Origin of the sequence: Paenibacillus sp. GCM10027626 (assembly GCF_042676285.1) — a bacterium.
GTDB lineage: Bacteria > Bacillota > Bacilli > Paenibacillales > Paenibacillaceae > Paenibacillus_Z.
The window spans coordinates 61,735-86,336 of record NZ_JBHTHC010000019.1 but is presented as its reverse complement, the minus strand read 5'-3'; the positions used below and the strand labels follow the sequence as shown (position 1 = coordinate 86,336).

The window sequence follows — 24,602 nt, the reverse complement described above, 5'->3', positions numbered from 1 at the left end:
TTTTAACCTTTGACCGCCCCGATCAGCATGCCTTTGGCGAAGTATTTCTGAATAAAAGGGTAGATCAGAATGACAGGTCCGATCGAAATCATCATTGTGGCGTAACGAACCGATTCGATGGTATAGGCTGCCGTGTCATTCGTAATGCCGAGCTGTTGTTTCAATCGCTCCTGTCCTGCCGCGAGCGCGATAATCTCATAGAGAATGAGCTGCAACGTCTTGAGGTTTGGGCTCGTGGTGAAGAACTGCGAGTCGAACCAGGAGCTCCACTGCCCGATGCCGTTCATGAGCGTGATAGTGGCAATGATCGGAACAGACAAAGGAAGCACAATCCTGGCGAAAATGAACACTTCGTAAGCCCCGTCGATTCGCGCGGACTCCAGTAGCGGAGCCGGGATCGTGCGAAAGAAGGACATGAACAGGATGACATTCCAGAAACTTAATAGTGAAGGAATGATAAAGACCATGAACGTATTCAAGAGTCCCAAGTACTTCAGCACGAAGTAGAACGGGATAATACCTCCGCTGAAGTACATCGTAATGATACCGATCACGATATACGTCCGTCTGAACATCAAGTCTTGTTTCGACAGCCCGTAGGCCACCGCAGCCGTGAACAGAACGCTCGTCACGGCGCCGATGAGCGTTCTTGCAACTGTTACCATCATGGCGCCGCCCATGAGGCTGTTATCCATCGCGCGGCGGTAGTTCTCCAGCGTGAATATTCGCGGGTAGAAGTACACGCCGCCCAGGTTCGAATCGTGACCGTTGTTGAACGACAGCACCAGGCTATTGTAGAACGGGTACAGTGTTACGATCAGAATCATTATCAGCACCGCATAGATCACGACATCCGCTATTTTTTCTCCCAGGCTTTTTTTCACGTCTTTCCCCCCTGCTACGTTGAAACGGTTTAGAAAATGGCCTGCTCGTCACGATCGATTTTCTTGGCCACCCAGTTCGCGAGGAAGACCAGAATCAAGCTGATCGTAGACAACAGCAAGCCGGCAGCCGCAGCAAACGAGAAACGGCCGAGCTGCAAGCCCATGCGCAGGATGTACGTGTCCATTACATCGGAAGCGCTCATGTTCAACGTGTTACCTAGCAAATATCCATAGTTGAAGTTGGAGCCGCCGAGCCCGCCAGTGAACATGGAGCCGATGCCAAGAATCAAGAGCACAACGATCGTATTCTGAATCATCGGGAGCGTAATTTTGTAGACGCGCTGGAAGCGGGTCGCTCCGTCGACGATCGAAGCTTCAATCACCTCGTTATCGATGCCGGCCATCGCGGCGATGTAGATAATGGCGGAGAACCCTGTAAATTTCCACACGTCGAGCAGAACGGTAATCACTTGGTAGTAACCCGGATATGTCAAGTACGGAATGGCCTCTTTCAGCATGCCGAGCTTGATCAGGAGCGGATTCAGAATGCCGTCTGATCCTCCGCTGAAGAACGTCGTGGCCATACTCGCGATAACGACCCAGGAGATGAAATAAGGCAAATAGCTGGCGGTCTGCACGAACTTCTTGAAGAGGGTCGGCTTCAGCTCGTTAAGGAGAAGCGCCAGGATAATCGGGCTTATGAACGTCAGCATGAATTTCGCCACGCTCAGAATGACCGAGTTGCGGGCGGACAGCCAGAAAGCGTCGTCGCTGAACAGCATGCGGAAATGATACCAGCCGACAAACCGGCTGAATATGTAGCCTTTAGCAGGGTCGAAATCCTGAAACGCCATAACGATGCCGAACATGGGCAGATAGCTGAAGACAAGCAGGAAGACGCCGCCCATCAACGCCATGTATTGAAAGAACGCCTCTTTCCGGAATCGGAGGAGTCCCTGACGAAATGTGTCGCGTTTGGCGGGATTCCGGGTTGCAGGGCTCGTTGCACTCATTGCTATTCACCTCCTTGCTTGTCATGTTGACTACTATTAATGATGCAATACCGCGTTCCCGAACTTCAATTGACATTTCCTTTGATCGGTGCTCCTTTTTTGAGGAGTTTCGAGAGACCTGGGAGAGTAGCACATCATCGCTCAAAACAGGTGATCTTTTCTAAAGAAATGTCCGTTGATAGTGACAAACGGGCAGTTCATCATAGGAATTGAGGCCGTCGGGGTACACTCGAGGAGTCTCAAATCGAAAGAGGGATTATGATGAGATTGAGGGATGCGGCGCTTGAAGCCGATATCGAGGCCATGGTCAATTTAAAGCTCCCTGCGTAGACCCACGCTCCTTTCAGGATCTTGAGCCTTGACTAATTCTTTTCAAGCAACCCTTGTAGGAATTGGCTTCGATTATTTAGCAAGGTTTATAATCACAAGAAACTTAAAAAATAAGGAGGACAAAAAGCTTGCAATCAGTAAATTAGTCGCTAATAGAGGATTAAATATAATAAATAAAAGGACTGATAGGTAGCGTCAAGAAGTTTGTGTAAACTGTAGGGTCTACATCGGGGTGATGTAGAAGAGACCGTTTGATTTGGTGACTGGGGGAAGCAGCTTAAGCGGAGCGCGAGAGAAATGATTTACTCGCCTTCATCAGCATCTGCAATTTATCCTTAAGGAAGCTACACAATTGACAAACGATGTGGGGGAATCGGCATAGGTGACAGTTACAATATTAAAAAGCTTGCGCTTTACCGAAGCAGATTTGGAGAAATTGAAATTATTGATATTGACACGCATTCGCGACGCTGACCTCCAGAATGGAGTCGACATCAAAACCTTGCAAGTCAGATCTAGGTCATAGCAAACACTAAGATATGCCCGGCTTAAAGCGCCAGCATCCTCCGTTTCCCATCCCCCCCTTCCTCCGAAACTACACAAAAAAAGCCTTGATATACAAGGCTTTCTGAAGGTTTTGATTATGGAGCGGGTGATGGGAATCGAACCCACGCTATTAGCTTGGAAGGCTAAAGTTCTACCATTGAACTACACCCGCAAATTTGATGGTCGGGACGACACGATTTGAACATGCGACCCCCTGGTCCCAAACCAGGTGCTCTACCAAGCTGAGCTACGTCCCGTAAACAAATTGCGCTATTCAGTTAAAGAATGGCGTGCCCTGAGAGATTCGAACTCCCGACCTTTTGATTCGTAGTCAAACGCTCTATCCGGCTGAGCTAAGGGCACTTATAATGGAGCGGAAGACGGGAATCGAACCCGCGACCCTCGCCTTGGCAAGGCGATGCTCTACCGCTGAGCCACTTCCGCATTTTGTTATTCACTTTCGATCTATCGTAGCGACAAGTAATAATATATCATCTTTAAAAACAAATTGCAAATGTTTTTTTGAAATTCTTCAAATAATTTTAAGAGCCGTGTTCGCCCGAGAATCACGGCTCTTTTTCCCTTGCGCTTAGCCGCTTACAGCGGCCTTCATCGGCATGGCAGCCGCATCCTGGGAAGCCGTTGCCGGACGTCCAGAATCTAATTCAGAAAGCGAATACGGCAAGCAGAGCGGCACGCCTGTCCGCGGATCGGCAATAATATCCGCTTCAATGCCAAACACTTTGCGCAATATTTCTTTGGTCATTACATTTTCCGGACTGCCTTCTCCGACTACCGTCCCTTTCTTAATCGCAATCATATGCCCTGCATAACGGGAGGCATGATTCAAGTCATGGACAACCATAACAATCGTCCGGCCGGAATTCACATTAAGCTCCTGCAGCAGCTCCAGCACTTCAAGCTGATGCGCCATATCCAGAAAAGCTGTCGGTTCATCAAGAAACAGAATATCGGTCTGCTGAGCAAGCGCCATTGCAATCCATGCCCGCTGCCGCTGACCGCCGGACAATTGGTCGATAGGCCGGTCTGCAAACTCGGACATTCTTGTCGAATCAATCGCCCATTCAATAATCGCACGATCATCTTTGTTTAAAGAGCCGAAGCCTTTTTGATAAGGAAATCTGCCGTAGGAGACAAGCTCTGAGACGGTCAATCCGTCCGGCGCAGTCGGGTTTTGCGGCAAAATTGCCAGCTGTTTGGCCACTTCACGCGTCGATTGCTTGTGAATCGATTTGCCATCCAGCAACACTGCACCGGCAGAGGGCGACATTAGCCGCGCCATCGTTTTTAAGATTGTCGACTTGCCGGAGCCATTAGCCCCAACCAATGCGGTGATTTTGCCTTGAGGAATCGCTACATTCAAATCTTCTACAATTAGTCTTTCTTCATAACCGATATTCAAGCCGGACGTCGTTAACCGAATCATTGTCGAACCGTCTCCCTTCACCTTACCATGCTATATATGTAATCCCAATGATAATTATTCTCATCTCCACATGTATATGATAACGATTCTCACTTATGACGTCAACTGTTTTCGCAACAAAACAAAGAAAGTCACACGTGCTAGGGCTGACTCGCCGCAAACACGCATGACTTTCCGTTCAATGGGTTATCCTAGTTTTTGAAACAGCAGGCTCGACTGTCCTTTATTCCCGCCATCTTCCCCCTTCATCCTTGCAATCATGTACGCAGCTAAATCAAACACGCGGCAAGCATATGCCCATTCATTATCGTACCAGGCCATCAGCTTTACTTGTCCGCGGTTCACCATAAAGCTTAAACCATCTACTGTCGCGGATTTGTCATTGCCGATATAATCGGCCGATACAAGCGGCAGCTCATTATAGCCGACATAGTGCCGATATGCACCGCTTGCTGCCTCCCGGAACACTTCCTGCAGTTTATCTACGGAAATAACCGGCTTTTGCAGCTGCAATTGCAAGTCCAGCAAGGAAACATCTGCTGTAGGCACTCGAACAGCCTGACCCTGAACACGGTCGGCCAAATGCGGCAGCACGCCGGATAACGCTTTGCGAACGCCTGTCGAGGCCGGAATAATCGATTGCGTGCAGGAACGCGCGCGCCTTAAATCTGCATGGGAGTTGTCGAGATGATTTTGGTCGTTGGTGTAGGCATGGACCGTCGTCATCCATCCTTGTTCTATGCCGAAGGCGCGATCCATAATGTCGAGCACTGGCACGAGACAATTGGTCGTACAAGAAGCTGCAGACACAAGCTGGTGCTGTTCAGGGTCATATTGCCCTTCATTGACGCCCATGACGACGGTTAAATCAAGATCCGGCCCCGGTGCTGTTATGAGCACTGCACGCGCCCCGGCCGCAATATGCTGCTGCGCGCCTTGCCGATTATTGAATTTGCCGGTTGCATCAATAACGAGCGGGCTGCCGCGCTCCTGCCAGTCAAGCAGCTCCGGCGAGCGCTGCGACACAAGACGTATTGGCTGGCCGTTAACAACAATACCCTGCTCCCATTCTGTTATTTCCGCCGCCCAATAACCATGGACCGTGTCATATTGCAACAGATGCGCTAATAGCGCAGGAGATGCTGAAGTATTAATTGTTGTCACCTTCACGACCGGTGAATTTTCGATAAATACTTTGCGAAGAAATAATCGTCCGATTCTGCCTGTACCGCTCAACGCGACTTCCATCCCATTCCCTCCCGCAAATAAGTACATCATAAATATAAAGTATATCACAATATATTGCAACATATTTAATTCAATTTGTACGCTTATTCACAGAATATCACTTTAAATATGATACACTACTTCATTTCAATCTTGTCCATATAGCACATTTGTTATGTTAAGCCCCCACCCGTCTCCCCAAATACTTGCTTGGCAAAATCGACCCAGCCTTTAGCAGCATGTGATAAATATCCGTCTTTCTTCCATATAATAGCCAAATCCCAATGAATCGGCGGATCGACTGTACGTACTACTCGAACCTGCTTTTTATCCAGCTTGGCACAAATCGTTTCCGGCAGCAGCGAGATGCCTTGGTTGGCAGAAATCAGCTCATAAATAAAATCCCATTGCGTGCTTTCATAAGCAATATGCGGTTCAAAACCTTCCTGAATGCAAGCCTCCTTAACCCTGTCGTGCAAATTAAATTCCTGACGGAACAAAATAAACGGCTCATGCTGCAAATCGCTTAACCGCACTTTTGTTTTCCCTGCTAACGGGTGAGATCGGTGTGTCACCAGATTCAAATGACGTTCAACAATCGGAACGATTTCGAATAGGCGCTCATCCGCCGGCAACACTATAACCCCAAGATCAATCGCGCCTTCCAGCAGCATTTGCTCAATGCGCTTGCCGCCTTCTTCAATAAGTTGAATGCGAATATCCGGGTATCGTTTATTAAATTCCGCAATCACTTTCGGAAAAAAGCTGGAGCCGATAACGGGCGGCAAGCCCAGGGAAAATCGCCCTGCGCGCATCTCGGTGAGATCGGCTACCGCCGCTCGCAAATGCTGCACAGCATTCAAAATCAGTTGGGCATGCAATTGAACCGCTTCCCCGGCATCAGTCAAAGCTACTTTTCGGGTAGAACGGTTCAGCAGCACCACTCCCAGCTCATCCTCCAGGCTTTTGACCATCTTGCTCAAGGTCGGCTGAGACAGGTGAATGGACTCGCTTGCTTTAGAAAAACTGGCATGATTCGCTACTTCCAAAAAGTAGCTTAGTTGACGAATATCCACCTTCGAACACTCGCTTTCATATATGAATTTTATGCATAAATGTTATTCAATATATGTATTTTACCTATAAAAATAGTGGTGTACAATGAAGCAAGAAACCATTTACAGGAGGCCGGAACATGATCAAGCAAATTGCCGTTCTTGGAGCCGGGACAATGGGCCTTGGCATTGCGCTGCTATTTGCCAGACACGGTTATTCCGTATCGCTGTATGAGCCAGATCATCATAATCACGAAACAATCCAGCAGCAGATACGCTCACAAATTTGTTCAACTTCTGGCAGCAACAGTCTAAATCTGAAACTATCTTGCGATCTCGAGAAAGCGGTTTCAAATGCCGAATTCATCATTGAAGCCGCTCCGGAACAGCTGGAAACCAAGCAAGAACTGTATAGCCAATTAGCGCAGTGGATCAAGGACGATGCGATTGTTGCTTCTAATACATCTACTTATTCGCTGGACACCTTGGCACAAAGCCAGCCTTTCGCCTCACGCATGATTATTGCGCATTTTTTCAATCCGCCGCAAATCATTCCACTTGTTGAGCTGGTTGGCTTACCTGTGACACAGCAGGTCATCCTGCAACAAATTGCCGATCTGCTTGCCGAATGTGGTAAAGCGCCCATCATTTTGCACAAGGACATTCCCGGGTTCATCGCTAACCGCCTGCAGGCCGCTTTAATGAGAGAAGCTTGCTATTTGCTCGAATGTGGCATTGCGGACGCAGAGCAAATTGATCGTGCCGTTACAGAAGGTATCGGGCTGCGCTGGGCACTCGCTGGTCCCTTTGAAATTGCCGACTTGGGCGGACTGGACATCTGGAGCAAAGTAACCGGCCATCTGTTCCCGCAACTAAGCAACGATACAGCCGTGCCTGCTGCTATTGAACAAAAGGTTGCCCAAGGTGAGCTCGGAGCGAAGACCGGACAGGGCTACTATAGTTATCCCGACCCTGCCGGAGCAGCCAGGACGATGAATTCACGCTTGCAGCAAGTGCAGGCTTTAAAAAACAATTCCCCTACTAAGGAGTGAATAGCGTGACGATTAACCAAAGCCAGCAACCCGTTATCGTGAGCGCCGTCCGCACACCGATCGGCAGCTTTGGCGGCGCATTCGCCAATACGCCCGCTGTGCAGCTCGGCGCAGTCGCCATTGCTGCTGCGATCGAGCGGGCCGCTCTTGCGCCCGCGGAAATCGATGAAGTCATTATGGGCAATGTTCTGCAAGCCGGTCTCGGTCAAAATCCAGCCCGCCAAGCGGCGCTTGCAGCCGGACTCCCTGTCGAAGTATCTGCGATGACGATCAACAAGGTGTGCGGCTCAGGCTTGAAGGCGGTCGCATTAGCTGCCAATGCAATCCGCTGCGGCGACAGTGATATCGTCATAGCCGGCGGTATGGAAAATATGAGCCTAGCGCCTTATCTGCTTCCCGGAGCAAGATCCGGTTATCGCATGGGCAACAAAGAAGCGGTCGATGTCATGATTCAGGATGGCCTGTGGTGTGCCGCGAACGATTATCATATGGGCATCACGGCTGAAAATCTTTGTCAGCGCTATCATTTTACTCGCGAAGAGCTGGACCGGTTTGCCTATGACAGTCAGCGTAAAGCTGGGGAAGCGATCGCTGCCGGAAGGTTCGCGGATGAGCTTGTAAGCGTTGACCTGCCGCCCAAAAAAGGCGTCGTCCTCCAGCAAATGCATGACGAGTATCCGCGTCCGGATACGACGGTCGAGAAGCTGGCCAAATTGCGCCCGGCCTTCAAGCCGGACGGCCTTGTAACAGCCGGCAACGCCTCTGGCATTAATGATGGAGCGGCAGCGCTTGTCATCATGTCAGAGCGCAAAGCAGCCGCTCTCGGGCTGAAGCCGCTTGCCGTATTACGGGCTCATGCGACGGCTGGAGTAGACCCGGCCGTAATGGGCATCGGTCCGGTACCGGCTACAAAGGAAGCGCTGTCCAAAGCCGGTCTCGCCATGCATGACTTGCAGCTGCTTGAAATTAATGAAGCTTTTGCAGCTCAAGCACTAGCTTATGGACGCGAATTTGAGTATGATCCTGGCATTTTCAATGTGAATGGCGGGGCCATCGCTCTCGGCCATCCGATCGGAGCCAGCGGGGCGCGCACACTGGTTACATTGGTGCATGAGATGCAGAGCAGAAGCGTCCGCTATGGATTGACAGCATTATGCATTGGCGGCGGCCAAGGCATTGCCGCGGTGGTAGAAGGCATCTAACGAATAAGGAGTGAAGTGCGAATGAAGGAAATATTGACATCATTCACCGACGCTGTAAGCCTGATCCCGGACGGCGCGACGATTATGGTAGGCGGGTTTGGATTAGTCGGCATTCCTGAGCAATTGCTTATCGCCTTGACCGAACAGGGTACTCGCGACTTGACCGTCATTTCCAACAATTGCGGCGTAGATGATTGGGGGCTAGGTCTGCTGCTGCGCAATAAACAAATCAAAAAAATCATCGCTTCCTATGTAGGTGAAAATAAAGAGTTCGAGCGCCAAGTACTAGCGGGCGAGATCGAAGCCGAGCTTGTTCCGCAGGGCACGCTAGCAGAAAGAATCCGCGCCGGCGGGGCCGGCATTCCCGCCTTCTATACCGCAGCCGGCGTCGGCACGCCGCTGGCGGAAGGCCGCGAAACCCGTTCCTTCAACGGCAAGACTTATTTGCTCGAGTACGGGCTGACAGCCGATTTTAGTATAATCCGGGCGGCCAAGGCAGATCGTGCAGGCAACCTCATGTATAACAAAACCGCCCGCAACTTCAATCCGATGATGGCCGCTGCCGGCAAAATGACGATTGCGGAAGTGGAATCGCTCGCAGACATTGGCCAGCTCGACCCGGAAGCTGTCCACACACCAGGCATTTTCGTGCAAAAGCTCATCGTCGGCGAACAGCAAAAACGAATCGAACGGCTAACGACCCGGCAGTAGACATGGCTATTTAAGACAGAAAGGAGAATGACAAGTGAAGGATCCGCAACAGATTAGGCAACGTATTGCCCGGCGGGCAGAAAAAGAATTGCAGGATGGCGATTATGTCAACCTCGGCATCGGTATTCCGACCTTGATCGCCAACTATATCGGAGAAAATAAACGGGTCGTCCTGCAATCGGAGAACGGCCTGCTCGGCATCGGCCCCTACCCGTTTTCGGATGAAGTCGACCCCGATCTTATCAATGCGGGCAAGGAAACGGTGACCGCAATACAAGGAGCCTCCTATTTCAGCAGTGCCGACTCCTTTGCAATGATTCGCGGCGGACATATCGACCTGGCCGTTCTCGGCGGCATGGAAGTCTCGCAGGAGGGCGATCTGGCCAACTGGATGATACCGGGCAAAATGGTGAAAGGCATGGGCGGAGCGATGGATCTCGTGCACGGCGCCAAGCGTGTAGTCGTCATAATGGATCATGTGAATAAACTGGGCGAGCCGAAAATTTTAAATCAATGCAGCCTCCCGCTCACCGGCAAACAAGTCGTCAACCGGATCATTACCGATCGCGCGGTAATCGATGTCACGCCGGAAGGATTGCTGCTTGCCGAAGTGGCTGAGGGATATTCGATTGAAGATATTCAACAAGCGACTGAGCCGCCGCTTCTCGTGTCGGAACAGATTATAATCGACGCATTTTAGAGGTGAAGCTTTATGAAGAATCCTTCATTTGAGAATCGTATCGCTATCGTAACCGGCTCGGCTCAAGGCATCGGCCTTGCAATCGCCCGCACTCTTGCCGGGCAGGGCGCTGCCGTCGTACTATCCGACCGCAATGCTGCAGCGCTCGCGGAGGCTGTCTCCACACTTGTTCAGGAAGGTCGTCAGGCGATCGGCATCCCTGCCGATGTTACTTCCGAACAACAAATTGCTGAGCTGATTGGAAAGACGACGCAACAATATGGCAGGCTGGATATATTGATCAATAATGCCGGCTTGCAGCATGTCGCACCGCTTGAGCAGTTTCCAACCGAAACCTTCGAGCTCATGCTCAAAATTATGCTGACAGCGCCGTTCATCGCCATCAAGCACGCTTTGCCCATTATGAAGCAGCAGGGATACGGCCGTATTCTTACGATGGCCTCAATCAATGGTTTGATCGGCTTTGCCGGCAAAGCCGCCTATAACAGCGCCAAACACGGCGTAATCGGCCTTACCAAGGTCGCCGCACTGGAAGCGGCAGCCTACGGCGTCACAGTAAATGCTTTATGCCCGGGCTATGTCGACACCCCGCTTGTACGCGGTCAATTGCAGGACCTGGCTGACTCACGGCAAGTGCCGCTGGAGAAGGTGCTGGAGGAAGTGATCTTCCCGCTGGTGCCGCAGCGCAGATTGCTGGAGACGCAAGAAATAGCCGATTATGCGCTGTTTCTCGCCAGCGAGCAAGCTCGCGGCGTCACCGGCCAGGCTGTCGTGCTCGACGGCGGATATACCGCACAATGAGCAAAGCGTCAGGAGCCCCCATTGCCCCTGACGCTTTGCTTGAATACGACTGGTTGGAACAGAACTTACGAAAGCTTGATCAATTGACCGCCATCCACCACCATACAATGCCCCGTCATATAGCGCGAATCATCGGAGGCGAGGAACAACGCACTATCAGCAATTTCCTCCGGGACCCCTACCCGCCCCATCGGAATGGTCTTTAAATAAGGCCCGATTGCTGCCGGATTATCGATCAGCGGCTTAGTGAGCCGTGTCTCGATAAAGCCCGGGCATAGTGCATTGGCGCGAATCCCCAGCGCTCCCAATTCAACTGCCATTGACATCGTCAGCAAATTAATGCCGCCCTTTGTCGCATTGTAATGCGCCTGGTCTCCTTCTGCCGCCAGCCCGTTGACGCTCGACATATTAATAATGGAGCCTTTTACCTTTAAACGCACCATTTCGCGCGCCGCCGCCTGACTGGCCAAAAAAGTACCTTTCAAATTGATCGCCATATGACGATCCCAATCAGCTTCCTCCATTTCCAAAAACGGCGCCGGACTGCAGATGCCCGCATTATTGACAAGCACCTCAATCGTTCCCCAGCGGGCAATGACCGCATCGATCATGCGCTGCACATCCTGCTTATACTGAACGTCGCCAGCGATATAAAAGATATGCTCGCTAAATGCGGAAATTTCTTGTACCGCTTCCTGCAACAACGCTTCTTCGCGCCCGGCAATGGCTACCTTGGCGCCTTCCTGCGCAAAACGTACCGCAATTGCTTTGCCGATGCCGGTGGAGCCCCCCGTAATGAGCGCTACCTTGCCCTGAAGCCGCATGCCCTCACGTCCTCTCCGGTTACATTCGGGCCAGGGCGCGATCGACCGCCGCGAGAGTAGCCTCAATATCGGCTTCTGTATGCACAGTCGACACGTACCACAGCCCATTCGGACGAATTAACACGCCTTCCTCCAGCATCAGCTCCGCAAACCGGACATAGTCGCCGGCAGAGCGTTTGTTAAAGGAAGCAAAATCTTCAACCTTCGGCTCTTGCGTGAACATCATATGGAATACCGGCCCGACATTGTTCACAATGCCCGCTATGCCGCGTTCAGCCAGCAGCTTGCGGATCCCGCCAACGAGCATATCCCCCATCTGCTCCAGCCGTTCATGAACCCCTTCCTTCGACAGCTCTTCGAGCGTGGCCAAGGCGGCTGCAGTCGCTACACAGTTGCCGTTCAGTGTGCCCAGATGGCTGACCGTGCCATTGTCGATATGCGCCATCAAATCTTTGGAGCCTACTAGTGCGCTGACCCCTATGCCGCAGCCAAGCGCCTTGCCGATCGTCACCAGGTCCGGCATAATGCCGAAGCGCGCGTGAGCACCGCCAAGATGAACCCGGAATCCGGTAATGACTTCATCTAAAATCATTACAATACCAAGTTCCTTCGTCAGCTCGCGAATCCGCTCCAAATAGCCTTGCTTCGGCTTCAGACAGCCGGAATTGCACATGACCGGCTCGGAAATCACTGCCGCAATTTCATGGGCCTGCTCACGCAGCACCTTCTCCAACACTTCTGCATCATTCCACGGCAGTAAAATGATATCCTCAAGGCTCAGCTCACTTTGGCCGCCTGTTCCCGGCAGTATTTTGTCAGCCGTCTGGTCTGCCGCTGCAGCTTGGCGCATATCCGAGCTCGGAAAGGACGTAAAGATCGCATCAGACCACCCATGGTAATGACCGTGAAAACGGACAATCTTCCGCTTGCCGGTATGCGCTCTCGCTACACGCAATGCCAGCATCACCGCCTCCGTGCCGGAGCCGCTTAACGCCACCTTCTCCGCACAAGGCAAAATTTCGGTCAGCTTGCGGGCCAGCGCAATTTCGCCTTCATGCTGCAGGCCATAGGTCGCTCCCTGCTGCATCGCTTGATGGACGGCATCCGTCACGGCCGGGTTGGCATGCCCCAGCAATAGCGGGCCGTAGGCCAGCAAATAATCGATATATTCATTGCCGTCCACGTCGCGAATGCGCACGCCTGACGCCGATTCGGCAAACAACGGCACCGGCTTCATCGCTGCGCGCAGCGAGCTGGCAACCCCGCCGGCCAGCACCGTTTGCGATTCTGCAAACTTGGCGGCCGACTGCTTCGTTATATAAGACATGTTCGTTCCTCCCTCGCTTTTTGCCCTAAGCTTCTCCCCGGCGGGTTGGCGCGTAAGCAATAACATCGATTTCAATTAAGTAAGTACCGATTCCGCTCACAACAGTCGTACGAGTCGGGTATGGTGCGTTCATAACGGACTCATAAGCTTTGTTGAACGCCGGAATATCTTCCCCGCGAGAGACATGAGCATTCGTTTTCACAACATGGTCGAGTGTTAGGCCTGCTTCTTGCAAAATCGTCTCCAGATTGCGCAAGCATTGCACAGTCTGCTCTTCAATTGTATCGCCGACAACTTGGCGCGTTTGCGGATCCACCCCTACTTGACCCGATACATAGACGAAATCTCCGGCACGGATCGCTTGCGAGAATGGCAACGGGAATTCAGGAGCTTTGCTCGTATGATAAATCGTCGACATAAGTATAAAACCGCCTTTTCATGATTAAATTTTTATGCCGTTAACTAACAGCTGCCAGTTCGTTAACGGCATTAATGAGACTGTCGATTTTCTGTGAACACTGTGATCCATGCGGACACAGGATCCGCTATTTTGTCGAAACCCGGCTCATTCGTGGGTTCCGCGGACACACGATCCGTTATTTGCCGATTTTGCTGGGGTTTAGCCGCGTTTTGAGGCAGATAACGGATCTACGGTCCGCGAGCGAGCCGTTTTGGCTGTTTTGTTCACAGATAACGGATCTACGGTCCGCGTCGGTCCGCATCAGCCCGCTTCGCCCGTGCTTATTAATCGACAGCCTCTGACGGTCCTCCCGGGACCGCTTCGCTCACGCTTGCCAAACGAACCGTAGCAGACGTGATGCGTAGACATTGTCCGCATTGAATTAAGTAATTTTGCCGCGGGCATCGACGCGGATCGGATCGGCGATTGTCCCTTGACTGACCGCGGTCAGCTGATCATGAAGGTTAACAACCGTACAGCAATGATTAGGAATAATTTCAACCACCTGGCCAATTTCCAGCTCTACGCCGTCCGGCACCCGCAAATTGCCATGCTCCTCGCTTAATCGTTCCAAGATGACGCCCGGATAATCGACTAATATGCCGTAGCCTGGGCTTGCTGGGTTTACATCTGTCGTCAACGTTTTGGAACCGGCATCAATAACTACTGTATTGGCCCGGGGCTTGCCGACGACGGTGGCATAGATGCGCAGCGCACATTGCTCTCTCGTCATCGTCCCTGTCACAATTTGCGATACATCGCCATACACATAGGCGCCAGGCCTTGCCTCCGTAACGCCAGGAAATTCGCCCAGAAACTTCGCAGTCGGCGTGGAGCCGACGCTCACCTCGCGAATCTCTATCCCCCGTTCCCGCAATAATTGCTGCGTACGGACAAGGCTTTCCGCCTCATGCTGGGCGACAGCTCTGCACTCATCATGGCCAGACTTGCCATATACATGGCCGGAATGCGTCATAATGCCTGTAACTTCGATGCCCGGCAGGGCAACGATTTGTTCAATGAGATCAGCCGATTCCTCGCCCGGCTCCTTGCCCATGCGATTCAAGCCGGTGTTAATATCGATATAAAGCGCTACGCGCTGTGACAGCGACAGCCCGAGATCCGACAAACCCTTGGCCACCTCGTAGTTGTCTGTACTAACCGTAACTTTGGCGGACTTCATTAAATTCCCGAGACGCTCCAGCTTCTTCTTGCCCACGATCGGATACGCAATCAGGATATCGTCAATGCCGGCGGCAGCCATCACCTCGGCCTCGCCCAGCTTCGCTGTCGTAACGCCAACTGAGCCATACTCTAGCTGCTTTTTAGCGATCCAGATGCTTTTATGGGTTTTTATATGCGGTCGCAGCTTGATCCCGCTCTTGCGCGCCAAATCGGCCGTCCGCCGCAAATTTGCATCCAATAAATCCAGATCAACGACCACAGCAGGTGTATCAAGCTGTTCAACAAACCCGCGTTGCTGCAACATTGCCTCACCTCCCAGACAGATTTCACTGTTATTTCTTAACAAAGTGCGTCGCGTCTAATGCGATTGTATGCATCAATTCGTTTTATGTCAAGAAATTTATTGCTCATACAGAAAACGTTTGTTGCAGGCCGTAATCTTTTTTATAATGAAGATATTCATTGTAGTATGCAGAAGGAGAATCGGATATGCAGTGGAAGTTTTGGCGCAGTAACAAACAGAACCCGGTAAACCATCAGCTTGAGCAACTCCAGCAGCAATTCGGCGGATTGGCCGGACATGCGCGAGAGCACGCCGCCCAATTAGCGGAGATCGGCGCGAAAATAACAGCCGGCAACGAACAATCGCTCAAGATGGGGAGATCGCAATATAAAGCGTCGCAAGAGATTCAATCCCGGCTGGACAAGCTGGAGCAGGCTATGGAGGCATCCGTCCTGCAAGGCCAAGAACGTGAACAGCAAGCCACCCGCATCGCCGTCCTGGAAGAGCGCAACAACCATGTTGGCGAAGTTCTAATTCAGTGGCTGGATGATCTGGATCATTTGAGCAAGCAATTGTCCAATCAAGATAATAGCAGCTGGGCGACGCTAGTCCGGCAGTGGACAGGCCAATTGCTGGCAGCGCTGGACAAATTGGATATTCATGAGCTGGACGTGCTTCATCGCAGCTTTGACCCCAGAATTGCCGAAGCCGTCAGCACGCTCCCTGTTCAGTCGTACGAACCCCCGCCGGGAGCCGAGTCCCGATTTCCTTTTCAAGTCGTCGCAGTCATCCAGCGCGGCTATATACGAAGGGATGGCGCTGTATTGCGTAAAGCCCAAGTAGTTACTTTACAAGAAAAAGGGGATTTCTAATGTCACACTCATTTATGCCAGTTGTAGGAATTGACCTGGGAACCACAAATTCGGCGATCGCCTGTATCCGCGGCGGCAAGCCGGAGCTCCTTCCTTCCCCGCAAGGGGAACGGATCATCCCGTCAGTCGTATTGATCGACCCGCAAGGAAAAGTAACCGTCGGGCAAGATGCGCGCTCAGCACTGGTCGCTATGCCTAATCATACAATCGCCGCCGTCAAGCGCCGGATGGGCTCTTCATTACCGGTTCGTCTGGCTGGGCAGAGCTTCAAACCGCAAGAAATTTCTGCTCTTATATTGAAAGAACTAAAAGCTTATGCGGATGAGTACTTCGGCGAAGGCGATAAGGAAGCGGTTATTACTGTTCCCGCCTATTTCACCGATGAGCAGCGAAGAGCTACCAAGGAAGCAGGCGAACTGGCCGGTTTTATTGTCGAGCGGATTATTAACGAACCTACTGCAGCCGCCCTGGCATTCGGTCTGGACCACCTTGATGAAGACCGCCATCTGCTGGTTTACGATTTGGGCGGCGGAACATTCGACGTTTCCATTGTAGAAATGATGAGCGGCATTATGGAAGTGAAAGCTACGGCGGGCGATCATATGCTGGGAGGTGAAGATTTCGACTGGAGATTGGTCGACTGGATGGCCGAGAAAATCATCCAAGAGCACGGCATCGATCCCCGAAATGATATGCGGGGCAAAGCGCTGCTTAAAGAAACGGCAGAGAAAGTAAAGATCGACCTGTCTTCGCAAGAGCAGGTTCAAATCTCGATACCGCTAGTCGCCGTCAAAGATAATGAGCCGATCGGTTTGACGACCGGCATTACGCGACCGCAATTCGTCACATTAATCGAGGATCTGCTGCAACAAACGATAGCGAGTATCCATGCTGTTTTGAAAGATGCCAATATCAAACCCGGGCAGATTGATGAAATTTTGCTTGTCGGCGGTTCCAGCCGCATACCTCGCGTTCGCGAACTGATCGGCGAAATTTTCGGCAAACAGCCGCGGACGGATATCCATCCCGACGAAGCAGTTGCCCTCGGTGCAGCGGTCCAGGCCGGGTTAAAATCAGGGGCGCTGTCCAAAAGCGGATTAATCGCCACAGATGTCGCCCCCTTCTCGATGGGCATTGCTGTTGTTGAGGAAGATCGGCACGGCTCGCTCAGACCAGGGCGCTTCAACCCGATCATTCCCCGGAACACGACGATACCGGTCACAAGAACTAAACAATATTTCACGACATATCCGGGTCAAAGCGCCGTCTCGATTGAAATTTTCCAAGGCGAGCATGAACTGGTCAAACATAATGTGAGCTTGGGCGAGTTTTTGTTGGAAGGCCTGCCGGAAAATACAGAAGAACTTGAAGGTGTCGATGTCACCTTTCGTTACAATTTGAACGGCATATTGGAGGTGACAGCCAAATCAGCCACAACAGGCGACGAGATGAGCATCACCGTCCAGGATTCCCTGCAGCGCGAATCGCAAGAAGCGTTTCAGGCAAGTGCAGCCCGGATCGAAGAGTTATGGCAACAGGCGCCGGAAGACGAGGAAGAAGACGAGCTATTGCCCGATTTCGTCGATCTGGATGAGGACGATCTGGATATTTGGGACGATATCGAAGAAGATGACCAGAATCCCGTTGCTATAAAAGAAGAAGCGCAAAGACTGCTTCAGCGGGCCAAGAAGCTAATGGAGAAGCTGGAAGGAGCGGGTAGCAGCCAACTACAGCAGCTTTTGGATCAACTGAAATCCATACTGGATAGCGATGAAATCGACAGCACCAGTACCCGCGAGCTTCTGGACGAAATTGTCGATGCCATGATCGATTTGGAGGTAGACTAATGGCAGTCAAAAAGTCAACACGCAAGAAAAAGGAAGTTGTTGAAAACTACTATAAGATTTTAGGTACACGCTCGAATGCGACCCAAGAGACCATCAAAAAGAAATATATTGAACGAGTAAAGGAGCATCCTCCGGAAACGCACCCGGAGCAGTTTCAGCAAGTACGCAAGGCTTATGAAATACTGAGAGATCCTGTCAAAAGGAACCAGTACGATCTGCAGCGCCAATACGGCGGAAAACTGGAAACTATGCTTGAGAAAGCGGATGAATTATCCGGGCGGGAGCAATGGAAACATGCCGCGGCTCTCTATGCAGAAATTATTAAGCTGGATGCCCGCTCCGTACCGGCGTTGATCGGGATTGCTCACAGCGCGTTGCATACGGACACAGAACTAACCTTTAATGAGTATTTCGACAAGGCTTGCGAAAGTGCAAAAGAAGAAGAGAAAATGCATATTCGCATTATTCAGATCCAAATGCTTTTTGAGCATGATAAATCGACGGAAGCGCTTGAGCTATTGAATGATCTCACCGCCTCCTACCCGGAAGCGAAGACGCTGACGACACGCCTGGCCTGCATGATTTATTCGAGTCTCGGCCGCGCCGATGAGGCTTTCGCTATTATGTCCGCCTCCATTCCGACAGTAGAAGAACAAGAAGCGCATGATCTCGACCTCTTCATCGAATGGATTCATCTTGTCCTCATTTCGGGGAAATGGAATGAGCTTTCCAAAGTCCAGCAGCGGGTCCGCAAATACCTTAAATCGCTCGAGGACGAGGAAGACCGCAGCTTTGCCGAGCAATGTCTGATAGACGAGTATAGCGAATACTTTAATGTCGGACGATTCCGTGAAGCGCTCGTATTTATTGAACTTGCCCATTTCATGAATCCCGGCAGTTCCTTTCTTAAATCGGAGCTTATGGAGACGCGTGAAAATGTTGCTTTAGAGAAAGAAATCGATCGTATGACTAAAGACCAGAACATGTTCCCTCTGGTAACAATGCATGCAATTGAATGGTTTTTTGAGGATTATTTGGATCATGACGCGCTGTACAGCTTTCGCAACAGCATCCCTCCCCATATAATGGAACAACTGCAAGCAAATACCGAAGAATATGCGTACGGCATCTCCAGACTAAAGAAGAAATATAAGGTGGTGTACCGCTATTTCCAGGACTCGTGGGATGATTTGTTTAGTACGCTTACAGCAGGGATGAACCGGGAACAAAGAAGATTGCTCAGGTAGAAGTAACAGGAGCTGGCGCCGCGCCGGCTCCTTGCTCTATTCGCTTGGCGTCGACCGGCAATTTCGAATCTCGTGTTCCCCATTTCAAATGAAAACGTTATAATAGATAAGATAAGGACATTCAATACTGTAATCACTCGTGGAGGAAAGAATATCTTATGACTGTATTGAAAGAAATCAGAACGTTCAAAAAAATTCTAGTCGCCAATCGCGGGGAAATTGCCATTCGTGTATTCCGTGCCTGTACGGAGCTGAATATCCAGACGGTGGCCGTTTACTCCGAGCAGGACAACCTTTCCCTTCATCGCTTTAAAGCAGATGAGGCATACCTGATCGGCAAAGGGAAAGGCCCAATTGAAGCCTATCTCAGCATTGAAGAAATATTAGAAGTAGCAAAACGCCATGATGTAGATGCGATTCACCCCGGTTACGGATTTTTAGCTGAGAATGAAGTCTTTGCCCGCCGCTGCGAGGAAGAAGGCATTGTATTCATTGGACCAAAATCTGAACATATTCATATGTTCGGAGATAAAGTAATTGCGCGCCAAACAGCTATCGCCGCCGGCATTCCGGTCATCCCCGGTACTCCGGAGCCGATCGCTTCCTTGCAGGAAGCGATGCTGTTCACCAAGGAGCATGGCTATCCGGTCATCATTAAAGCAGCCTCCGGCGGCGGCGGCCGCGGCATGCGGATCGTGAGAAACGGAGATGAGCTGCAGCCGTCGCTGGAGCGCGCCCGTTCGGAAGCCAAATCGGCATTCGGCAATGAAGCGGTCTATTTGGAGAAATATTTAGAAAATCCCAAGCATATTGAGGTGCAAATTATTGCCGACCAATATGGACATGCCGTACACCTCTACGATCGCGACTGCTCCATCCAGCGCCGTTATCAAAAGGTCGTCGAAGTTGCCCCGAGCCTGACGCTTACAGACGAGCAGCGTGAAGCGATTTGCGGCGCCGCTCTGCAGTTGGCCGTCAACTCCGGCTATGTGAATGCCGGTACGGTGGAGTTCCTAGTAACGAAAGACGGTAGCTTCTACTTCATTGAAGTCAACCCGCGGATTCAAGTAGAGCATACGATTACTGAATTAATTACAGACATCGATATTGTGCAAACTCAAATCCATATCGCACAAGGCTACGCGCTGGCCGACAAAGAAATCGATCTCGCATCGCAGGACGCCATTCGCATCAATGGCTTTGCCATTCAGAGCCGCGTGACGACAGAAGATCCGGAGCGAGATTTCGTACCGGATACAGGCCGCATCGTCGCCTATCGCTCCGGCGGCGGGTTCGGTGTGCGTCTGGATACCGGCAATACAGGGGTCGGCGCTAATATTACGCCGCATTACGACTCTTTGCTCGTCAAAGTGTCCACCCATGCCAAAACCTTCGAGCAGGCCGCCCGCAAAATGCTGCGCGCTCTGCGGGAGTTCCGGATTCGCGGCGTCAAAACCAATATTCCATTCCTGGAAAATGTCGTACAGCATCCAGACTTTCTCGTCGGCAATTACAACACTTCCTTTATAGATACGAAGCCTGAGCTGTTTGAATACGTGCAAAAGCAGGACCGCGGCACAAAGCTGTTAAAATATATTGGGCTAACTGCTGTGAATGGCCATCCCGGCATTCCCAAAATGGACCGCAAGCCTGTATTTGACGAAGTGCGGATTCCGAAAATTTCCGTCAAGCAGCCGTACATTCCGGGCACAAAGCAAATTCTCGATGAGCAGGGCGTCGATGGGCTCGTAAAATGGATACAAGATCAGGAGCGCGTACTCGTCACGGATACCACCTTCCGCGATGCCCATCAGTCGCTTATGGCGACTCGCGTCCGTACCTATGACCTGCTGCAAATCGCCGAAGAAACCGGCAAAATCGGGCACAACCTGTTTTCGCTGGAAATGTGGGGCGGCGCAACCTTCGATACTTGCATGCGATTCTCGAACGAGGATCCTTGGGAGCGCCTGACGAAGCTGCGCAAAAAAATACCAAATGTATTGTTCCAAATGCTGTTCCGCGGCGCCAATGCTGTCGGCTATGCCAACTATCCGGACAATGTCATCAAAAAGTTTATTCAAACCTCTGCCGATGCCGGCATTGACGTTTTCCGCATTTTCGACAGCCTCAACAGCATCGACAATATGAAATTGGCCATTGAAACCGTCCGTGAGACGGGTAAGGTGGCGGAAGCGGCAATGTGCTACACGGGCGACATTTTGGATCCGAACCGTTCCAAGTACAGCCTGAAATACTATGTTGAAATGGCGAAAGAACTGGAGCGCGCCGGCGCTCATATTCTCGCGATTAAAGACATGGCCGCACTGCTCAAGCCATATGCCGGCTATCAGCTGATCAAAGCGCTGAAGGAAGAAGTCAGCATTCCGATCCATCTGCATACGCATGACACTAGCGGCAATGGCGGCGCCCTGCTGCTCAAGGCAATCGAAGCCGGTGTCGATATTGTGGACACAGCGGTAAGCTCGATGTCTGGCCTTACTTCACAACCTAGCCTGAACGCGCTTGTTGCCGCGATGGAGTATGAGCCGCGCGCTACGGGCCTTGATGACCGCGGCTTCCAGAAGCTTGCCGACTATTGGGAGGATGTACGCCGTTACTACGCTCCTTTCCAAACAGAGATGTCCGCAACCAATGCGGAAATTTACCGTCATGAGATGCCGGGCGGGCAATACAGCAACCTGCAGCAGCAGGCCAAGTCGGTCGGTCTCGGCGAGCGCTGGGAAGAAGTGAAGGAAGCCTACAGCACCGTCAACAACATGTTTGGCGATATCGTCAAAGTAACGCCATCCTCCAAAGTTGTCGGCGACATGGCGCTGTTCATGGTGCAGAACAATCTGACAGAGCAGGACGTCTATGACCGCGGCGAAACGCTGGATTTCCCGGAATCGGTCATTCAGATGTTCCAAGGCTATCTTGGCCAGCCGCAAGGCGGCTTTCCAGAGGAGCTGCGCAAAATTATTGTCAAAGGACGCGAATATTTTACCCGCCGTCCGGGCGAGCTGCTGCCTCCTGTCGATCTCGACGAATTGCGCGGCACTTTGGAACGGGAGCTGGGACGCGAAGTAACGGACTTTGATATGATGTCTTACATCATGTATCCGAAGGTCTTCCAGGATATGATTAAGAAGGCGGAAGAGTTTGGCGACTTGTCCGTGCTGGATACGGCAACCTTCTTCTACGGCCTGGCCGTTGGCGAGGAAGTATCCGTCAGCATTGAGCAGGGCAAAACGCTGATCATCAAGCTTGTTATGATTGGCGATATCCGCCCGGATGGCCAGCGTACGATCTACTTCGAAATCAACGGACAGCCTCGGGAAATTTCTGTACGCGATGCGGCTGCCAAAGTATCCATACAAATGAAGGAAAAAGCTAACCCGAATGACCCGGGTCATATCGGCGCTTACATGCCGGGCAAGGTGCTGAAAGTGATGGTTGCCCAAGGCGATAAAGTGAAAAAAGGCGACCCGCTGCTCGTGAATGAAGCAATGAAAATGGAAATGGTCATTCAAGCTCCATTCGCAGCTACAGTCAAACAAATCGTAGTGAAGCCGGATGAATTCATCGAATCAGGCGATCTGCTCGTCGTATTGGAGCCTACAGAATAGCCGGCAACAACGGCAATAAGCCCGAGTGCTATCCACTCAGCATCTTGCTGATGGGAGAACACCCGGGCTTATTTTAAATATTCGAAAGTAAAAGTTTCCCTGAGTCAATCCAGCATTTGCGGTTCTTCCAGCACATGACCGAACACGAGCGCCGCGGCACCGATCAAGCTTTGCATCCCGCCGACAACTACCCCTTTAACGCCCCTACCGTAATCCCTTTTACGAAGAAACGCTGAAATGCCAGGAAAAACAGCAGCATAGGCATGAAGGCCACTGTCCCGCCAGCCATCGCCAGACCGAGATGGATCGTATCAATCCCATAAGCCAGCTTGGACACGCCTAGCGGCAATGTGAGCATTTCTTTCTGGTCGACTACGACGAGCTGCCATAAATATTCATTCCACACCGCGACAAAAGCAAAGATGCCTACAGATCCGATTGCCGGCTTGGCAATTGGCAGTACGATCGCCGTAAAAGTACGCAGTTCTCCCGCACCATCCATTTTCGCCGCTTCAAGCAGTTCATTCGGCACAGATTGCATAAATTGCTTGACTAGAAACACGCCGAACGGATAGGCAAGGAACGGTACGATCAAGCCGGAGTAACTATTCATCCAGCCCAACTCGGCTACGAGCAGAAATCTCGGGATTAACATGACCTCGTTCGGCAGCATCATCGTAATGAGCATGCACCAAAATAAGATCGTGCGGCCGGGAAATACTTTTTTACCGAAAGCATAGCCAGCTAGTGCACTCGTAAAAATAGCTCCCAGAGCAGCGCAGCCTGCAACAATGACACTATTGATCAACCATTGCGTGGTCGGATTGTTGACAAACAGGATCCGGTAGTTTTCCAGCGTCGGAGCGACAGGGAACCATTCCGGCGGCATCTTCATCGTGTCCGACATAATTTTGAACGATCCCGTGAGCATCCAATACAGCGGCATTAGGGCAACAACGGTCAGCAGCAGCAGCACAATCATTCCGGCTATGCGCAGCCCCGATTCCGTCCTGCTCAAGCTCGTCGTTTTCATCTAAGTCCCCTCCTCTCATTTCGCACTCCCGCCTAGAACTCCGTATCTCGACCAAGCAGCCGGAAATTAATCCAAGTAATCAAACTGACAATAACGAGCAGCACGACGCCAAGCGCAGATGCATAGCCGAAATTAAAGAAGTCGAAGGCCGTTTGATAAATCCGGAAGACAATGGTCTGGGTGCTGTTGGCCGGGCCGCCTCCTGTAAGCAGCAGCACCACCACGAACACCTGAAAGACGGCAATCGTCTTCGTCACAATGACGAACAAAGTCGTCGGCTTCAGCAGCGGAAGCGTGATACTTATAAATCTTCGCCATGCATTCGCGCCGTCGATCATCGCCGATTCATACAAATCGCCCGGAATGCCGCCAAGTGCGGCCAGGAACAGAATAATCGGCTGCCCGATAATAAAGGTGATCGTGACGCCAATGATCGACAGCAGTGCCATGCCCGGCGTTCCGAGCCAGGCTACGGGATCCAGACCGAATAAACCAATCATGTAATTCATCAGCCCATAGTTCGGGTGCAAGATCCAGATCCACACCATCGAAAGCACGACACCGCTGGCGACGACCGGCAAATAAAACGCCATGCGAAAAAAGGTTTGCATCAGCTTGCCAAGCTGAAACACCAGCACGGCAATCCCAAGTGACAGTACAAGTCCGACCGGGACAACGCCTACAACAATTAGCACCGTATTCGTGAGCGATTTCCAGAAGGCCGCATCGTCGTACAGCTTCTCGAAGTTTCCGAGTCCCACCCACGTCTTCTCGCTCAGCTTCACATCGTAGAAGCTGAAGCCGAGCCCACGAGTGAGGGGAATGAACGTAAAAATAATGAAAAAGAAATAGGCGGGAAACAAGAAGAAATAGGCCCACCTCATTTTGATTATCTGACGGATCAGGATCATTTCTGTTGTTCCCCCTTTA

The 24,602-nt window shown here is 51.4% G+C and carries 20 protein-coding genes and 4 tRNA genes; 9 read left to right on the top strand and 15 right to left on the bottom strand.

Annotation, left to right across the window (positions count from 1 at the left end; all coding sequences use genetic code 11):
* Positions 1 to 2 precede the first annotated feature (2 nt).
* The 9 genes from ACFQ0N_RS28565 to ACFQ0N_RS28525 form a co-directional block, all read right to left on the bottom strand.
* Positions 3 to 884, bottom strand: a complete 882-nt coding sequence (locus ACFQ0N_RS28565) for a carbohydrate ABC transporter permease (protein WP_379332841.1) — start codon at positions 882 to 884, stop codon at positions 3 to 5.
* A 29-nt stretch (positions 885 to 913) separates the two neighbouring features.
* On the bottom strand, positions 914 to 1,897 hold the full coding sequence (locus ACFQ0N_RS28560) for an ABC transporter permease (RefSeq protein ID WP_379332838.1): 984 nt from the start codon (positions 1,895 to 1,897) through the stop codon (positions 914 to 916).
* A gap of 974 nt (positions 1,898 to 2,871) precedes the next feature.
* A tRNA-Gly gene (locus ACFQ0N_RS28555) sits at positions 2,872 to 2,945 on the bottom strand.
* 8 nt (positions 2,946 to 2,953) lie between these two features.
* A tRNA-Pro gene (locus tag ACFQ0N_RS28550) sits at positions 2,954 to 3,030 on the bottom strand.
* A 29-nt stretch (positions 3,031 to 3,059) separates the two neighbouring features.
* A tRNA-Arg gene (locus tag ACFQ0N_RS28545) sits at positions 3,060 to 3,136 on the bottom strand.
* Between the two features lie 6 nt (positions 3,137 to 3,142).
* Positions 3,143 to 3,217: transfer RNA gene (locus ACFQ0N_RS28540), tRNA-Gly, on the bottom strand.
* A 145-nt stretch (positions 3,218 to 3,362) separates the two neighbouring features.
* Positions 3,363 to 4,220 carry an ABC transporter ATP-binding protein gene (locus ACFQ0N_RS28535; RefSeq protein WP_379332836.1) on the bottom strand — a complete coding sequence of 286 codons (858 nt, stop codon included), beginning with the start codon at positions 4,218 to 4,220 and terminating at the stop codon, positions 3,363 to 3,365.
* Positions 4,221 to 4,406: 186 nt separating this feature from the next.
* Positions 4,407 to 5,468, bottom strand: a complete 1,062-nt coding sequence (locus tag ACFQ0N_RS28530) for a type I glyceraldehyde-3-phosphate dehydrogenase (RefSeq protein WP_379332834.1) — start codon at positions 5,466 to 5,468, stop codon at positions 4,407 to 4,409.
* 152 nt (positions 5,469 to 5,620) lie between these two features.
* Positions 5,621 to 6,523 (bottom strand): LysR family transcriptional regulator, encoded by a 903-nt coding sequence (locus tag ACFQ0N_RS28525; RefSeq protein WP_379332832.1) that lies wholly within the window; start codon positions 6,521 to 6,523, stop codon positions 5,621 to 5,623.
* A 119-nt stretch (positions 6,524 to 6,642) separates the two neighbouring features.
* On the opposite strand from ACFQ0N_RS28525, the gene ACFQ0N_RS28520 reads away from it, so the two are divergent.
* The 5 genes from ACFQ0N_RS28520 to ACFQ0N_RS28500 are packed head-to-tail and all read left to right on the top strand — an operon-like array spanning position 6,643 to position 10,968.
* Positions 6,643 to 7,554, top strand: a complete 912-nt coding sequence (locus ACFQ0N_RS28520; protein ID WP_379332830.1) for a 3-hydroxyacyl-CoA dehydrogenase family protein — start codon at positions 6,643 to 6,645, stop codon at positions 7,552 to 7,554.
* 5 nt (positions 7,555 to 7,559) lie between these two features.
* Positions 7,560 to 8,756 carry an acetyl-CoA C-acetyltransferase gene (locus ACFQ0N_RS28515; protein ID WP_379332828.1) on the top strand — a complete coding sequence of 399 codons (1,197 nt, stop codon included), beginning with the start codon at positions 7,560 to 7,562 and terminating at the stop codon, positions 8,754 to 8,756.
* A 21-nt stretch (positions 8,757 to 8,777) separates the two neighbouring features.
* Complete coding sequence (locus ACFQ0N_RS28510; RefSeq protein ID WP_379332826.1) at positions 8,778 to 9,467, top strand: CoA transferase subunit A; 690 nt, start codon at positions 8,778 to 8,780, stop codon at positions 9,465 to 9,467.
* A gap of 34 nt (positions 9,468 to 9,501) precedes the next feature.
* The gene (locus ACFQ0N_RS28505; RefSeq protein ID WP_379332824.1) at positions 9,502 to 10,167 is read left to right on the top strand and encodes a CoA transferase subunit B; all 666 of its coding nucleotides are present in this window, start codon (positions 9,502 to 9,504) and stop codon (positions 10,165 to 10,167) included.
* A gap of 12 nt (positions 10,168 to 10,179) precedes the next feature.
* The gene (locus ACFQ0N_RS28500; protein ID WP_379332821.1) at positions 10,180 to 10,968 is read left to right on the top strand and encodes a 3-hydroxybutyrate dehydrogenase; all 789 of its coding nucleotides are present in this window, start codon (positions 10,180 to 10,182) and stop codon (positions 10,966 to 10,968) included.
* Positions 10,969 to 11,033: 65 nt separating this feature from the next.
* On the opposite strand, the gene ACFQ0N_RS28495 is transcribed toward ACFQ0N_RS28500, so the two are convergent.
* The 4 genes from ACFQ0N_RS28495 to ACFQ0N_RS28480 all read right to left on the bottom strand — a co-directional run bounded on the left by ACFQ0N_RS28495 (position 11,034) and on the right by ACFQ0N_RS28480 (position 15,068).
* Positions 11,034 to 11,792 carry an SDR family NAD(P)-dependent oxidoreductase gene (locus tag ACFQ0N_RS28495; RefSeq protein ID WP_379332819.1) on the bottom strand — a complete coding sequence of 253 codons (759 nt, stop codon included), beginning with the start codon at positions 11,790 to 11,792 and terminating at the stop codon, positions 11,034 to 11,036.
* 19 nt (positions 11,793 to 11,811) lie between these two features.
* On the bottom strand, positions 11,812 to 13,119 hold the full coding sequence (locus tag ACFQ0N_RS28490; protein ID WP_379332817.1) for an aspartate aminotransferase family protein: 1,308 nt from the start codon (positions 13,117 to 13,119) through the stop codon (positions 11,812 to 11,814).
* 25 nt (positions 13,120 to 13,144) lie between these two features.
* Positions 13,145 to 13,537, bottom strand: a complete 393-nt coding sequence (locus ACFQ0N_RS28485; protein WP_379332815.1) for a RidA family protein — start codon at positions 13,535 to 13,537, stop codon at positions 13,145 to 13,147.
* A gap of 424 nt (positions 13,538 to 13,961) precedes the next feature.
* Complete coding sequence (locus tag ACFQ0N_RS28480; RefSeq protein ID WP_379332813.1) at positions 13,962 to 15,068, bottom strand: alanine racemase; 1,107 nt, start codon at positions 15,066 to 15,068, stop codon at positions 13,962 to 13,964.
* Positions 15,069 to 15,253: 185 nt separating this feature from the next.
* Between ACFQ0N_RS28480 and ACFQ0N_RS28475 the strand changes: the two genes are divergently transcribed.
* From ACFQ0N_RS28475 to pyc, 4 genes are all read left to right on the top strand, one after another.
* Positions 15,254 to 15,919, top strand: a complete 666-nt coding sequence (locus ACFQ0N_RS28475) for a nucleotide exchange factor GrpE (protein WP_379332811.1) — start codon at positions 15,254 to 15,256, stop codon at positions 15,917 to 15,919.
* A complete protein-coding gene (locus ACFQ0N_RS28470; protein WP_379332809.1) occupies positions 15,919 to 17,766 on the top strand; it encodes an Hsp70 family protein in 1,848 nt (615 codons plus the stop codon). The genes ACFQ0N_RS28475 and ACFQ0N_RS28470 overlap by 1 nt, the downstream gene beginning before the upstream one ends.
* Complete coding sequence (locus ACFQ0N_RS28465) at positions 17,766 to 19,013, top strand: J domain-containing protein (RefSeq protein WP_379332806.1); 1,248 nt, start codon at positions 17,766 to 17,768, stop codon at positions 19,011 to 19,013. The genes ACFQ0N_RS28470 and ACFQ0N_RS28465 overlap by 1 nt, the downstream gene beginning before the upstream one ends.
* A 158-nt stretch (positions 19,014 to 19,171) precedes the next feature.
* Complete coding sequence (gene pyc, locus ACFQ0N_RS28460) at positions 19,172 to 22,639, top strand: pyruvate carboxylase (protein WP_379332804.1); 3,468 nt, start codon at positions 19,172 to 19,174, stop codon at positions 22,637 to 22,639.
* Positions 22,640 to 22,826: 187 nt separating this feature from the next.
* Here pyc and ACFQ0N_RS28455 read toward each other — a convergent pair whose 3' ends face one another.
* Together ACFQ0N_RS28455 and ACFQ0N_RS28450 are read right to left on the bottom strand one after the other, a co-directional pair.
* Positions 22,827 to 23,672, bottom strand: coding sequence for a carbohydrate ABC transporter permease (locus tag ACFQ0N_RS28455; RefSeq protein ID WP_379332802.1), 846 nt, complete (start codon positions 23,670 to 23,672; stop codon positions 22,827 to 22,829).
* Between the two features lie 32 nt (positions 23,673 to 23,704).
* Positions 23,705 to 24,583 carry a carbohydrate ABC transporter permease gene (locus tag ACFQ0N_RS28450; protein WP_379332799.1) on the bottom strand — a complete coding sequence of 293 codons (879 nt, stop codon included), beginning with the start codon at positions 24,581 to 24,583 and terminating at the stop codon, positions 23,705 to 23,707.
* Positions 24,584 to 24,602: the final 19 nt, after the last annotated feature.

Excerpts from the sequence above, each read along its gene's own strand:
- ACFQ0N_RS28560 (WP_379332838.1), bottom strand. The coding sequence starts at position 1,897 with ATGAGTGCAACGAGCCCTGCAACCCGGAATCCCGCCAAACGCGACACA.
- ACFQ0N_RS28535 (WP_379332836.1), bottom strand. The coding sequence starts at position 4,220 with ATGATTCGGTTAACGACGTCCGGCTTGAATATCGGTTATGAAGAAAGA.
- ACFQ0N_RS28530 (WP_379332834.1), bottom strand. The coding sequence starts at position 5,468 with ATGGAAGTCGCGTTGAGCGGTACAGGCAGAATCGGACGATTATTTCTT.
- ACFQ0N_RS28520 (WP_379332830.1), top strand. The coding sequence starts at position 6,643 with ATGATCAAGCAAATTGCCGTTCTTGGAGCCGGGACAATGGGCCTTGGC.
- ACFQ0N_RS28510 (WP_379332826.1), top strand. The coding sequence starts at position 8,778 with ATGAAGGAAATATTGACATCATTCACCGACGCTGTAAGCCTGATCCCG.
- ACFQ0N_RS28500 (WP_379332821.1), top strand. The coding sequence starts at position 10,180 with ATGAAGAATCCTTCATTTGAGAATCGTATCGCTATCGTAACCGGCTCG.
- ACFQ0N_RS28495 (WP_379332819.1), bottom strand. The coding sequence starts at position 11,792 with ATGCGGCTTCAGGGCAAGGTAGCGCTCATTACGGGGGGCTCCACCGGC.
- ACFQ0N_RS28490 (WP_379332817.1), bottom strand. The coding sequence starts at position 13,119 with ATGTCTTATATAACGAAGCAGTCGGCCGCCAAGTTTGCAGAATCGCAA.
- ACFQ0N_RS28485 (WP_379332815.1), bottom strand. The coding sequence starts at position 13,537 with ATGTCGACGATTTATCATACGAGCAAAGCTCCTGAATTCCCGTTGCCA.
- ACFQ0N_RS28480 (WP_379332813.1), bottom strand. The coding sequence starts at position 15,068 with ATGTTGCAGCAACGCGGGTTTGTTGAACAGCTTGATACACCTGCTGTG.
- ACFQ0N_RS28475 (WP_379332811.1), top strand. The coding sequence starts at position 15,254 with ATGCAGTGGAAGTTTTGGCGCAGTAACAAACAGAACCCGGTAAACCAT.
- ACFQ0N_RS28470 (WP_379332809.1), top strand. The coding sequence starts at position 15,919 with ATGTCACACTCATTTATGCCAGTTGTAGGAATTGACCTGGGAACCACA.
- ACFQ0N_RS28465 (WP_379332806.1), top strand. The coding sequence starts at position 17,766 with ATGGCAGTCAAAAAGTCAACACGCAAGAAAAAGGAAGTTGTTGAAAAC.
- pyc (WP_379332804.1), top strand. The coding sequence starts at position 19,172 with ATGACTGTATTGAAAGAAATCAGAACGTTCAAAAAAATTCTAGTCGCC.
- ACFQ0N_RS28455 (WP_379332802.1), bottom strand. The coding sequence starts at position 23,672 with ATGAAAACGACGAGCTTGAGCAGGACGGAATCGGGGCTGCGCATAGCC.
- ACFQ0N_RS28450 (WP_379332799.1), bottom strand. The coding sequence starts at position 24,583 with ATGATCCTGATCCGTCAGATAATCAAAATGAGGTGGGCCTATTTCTTC.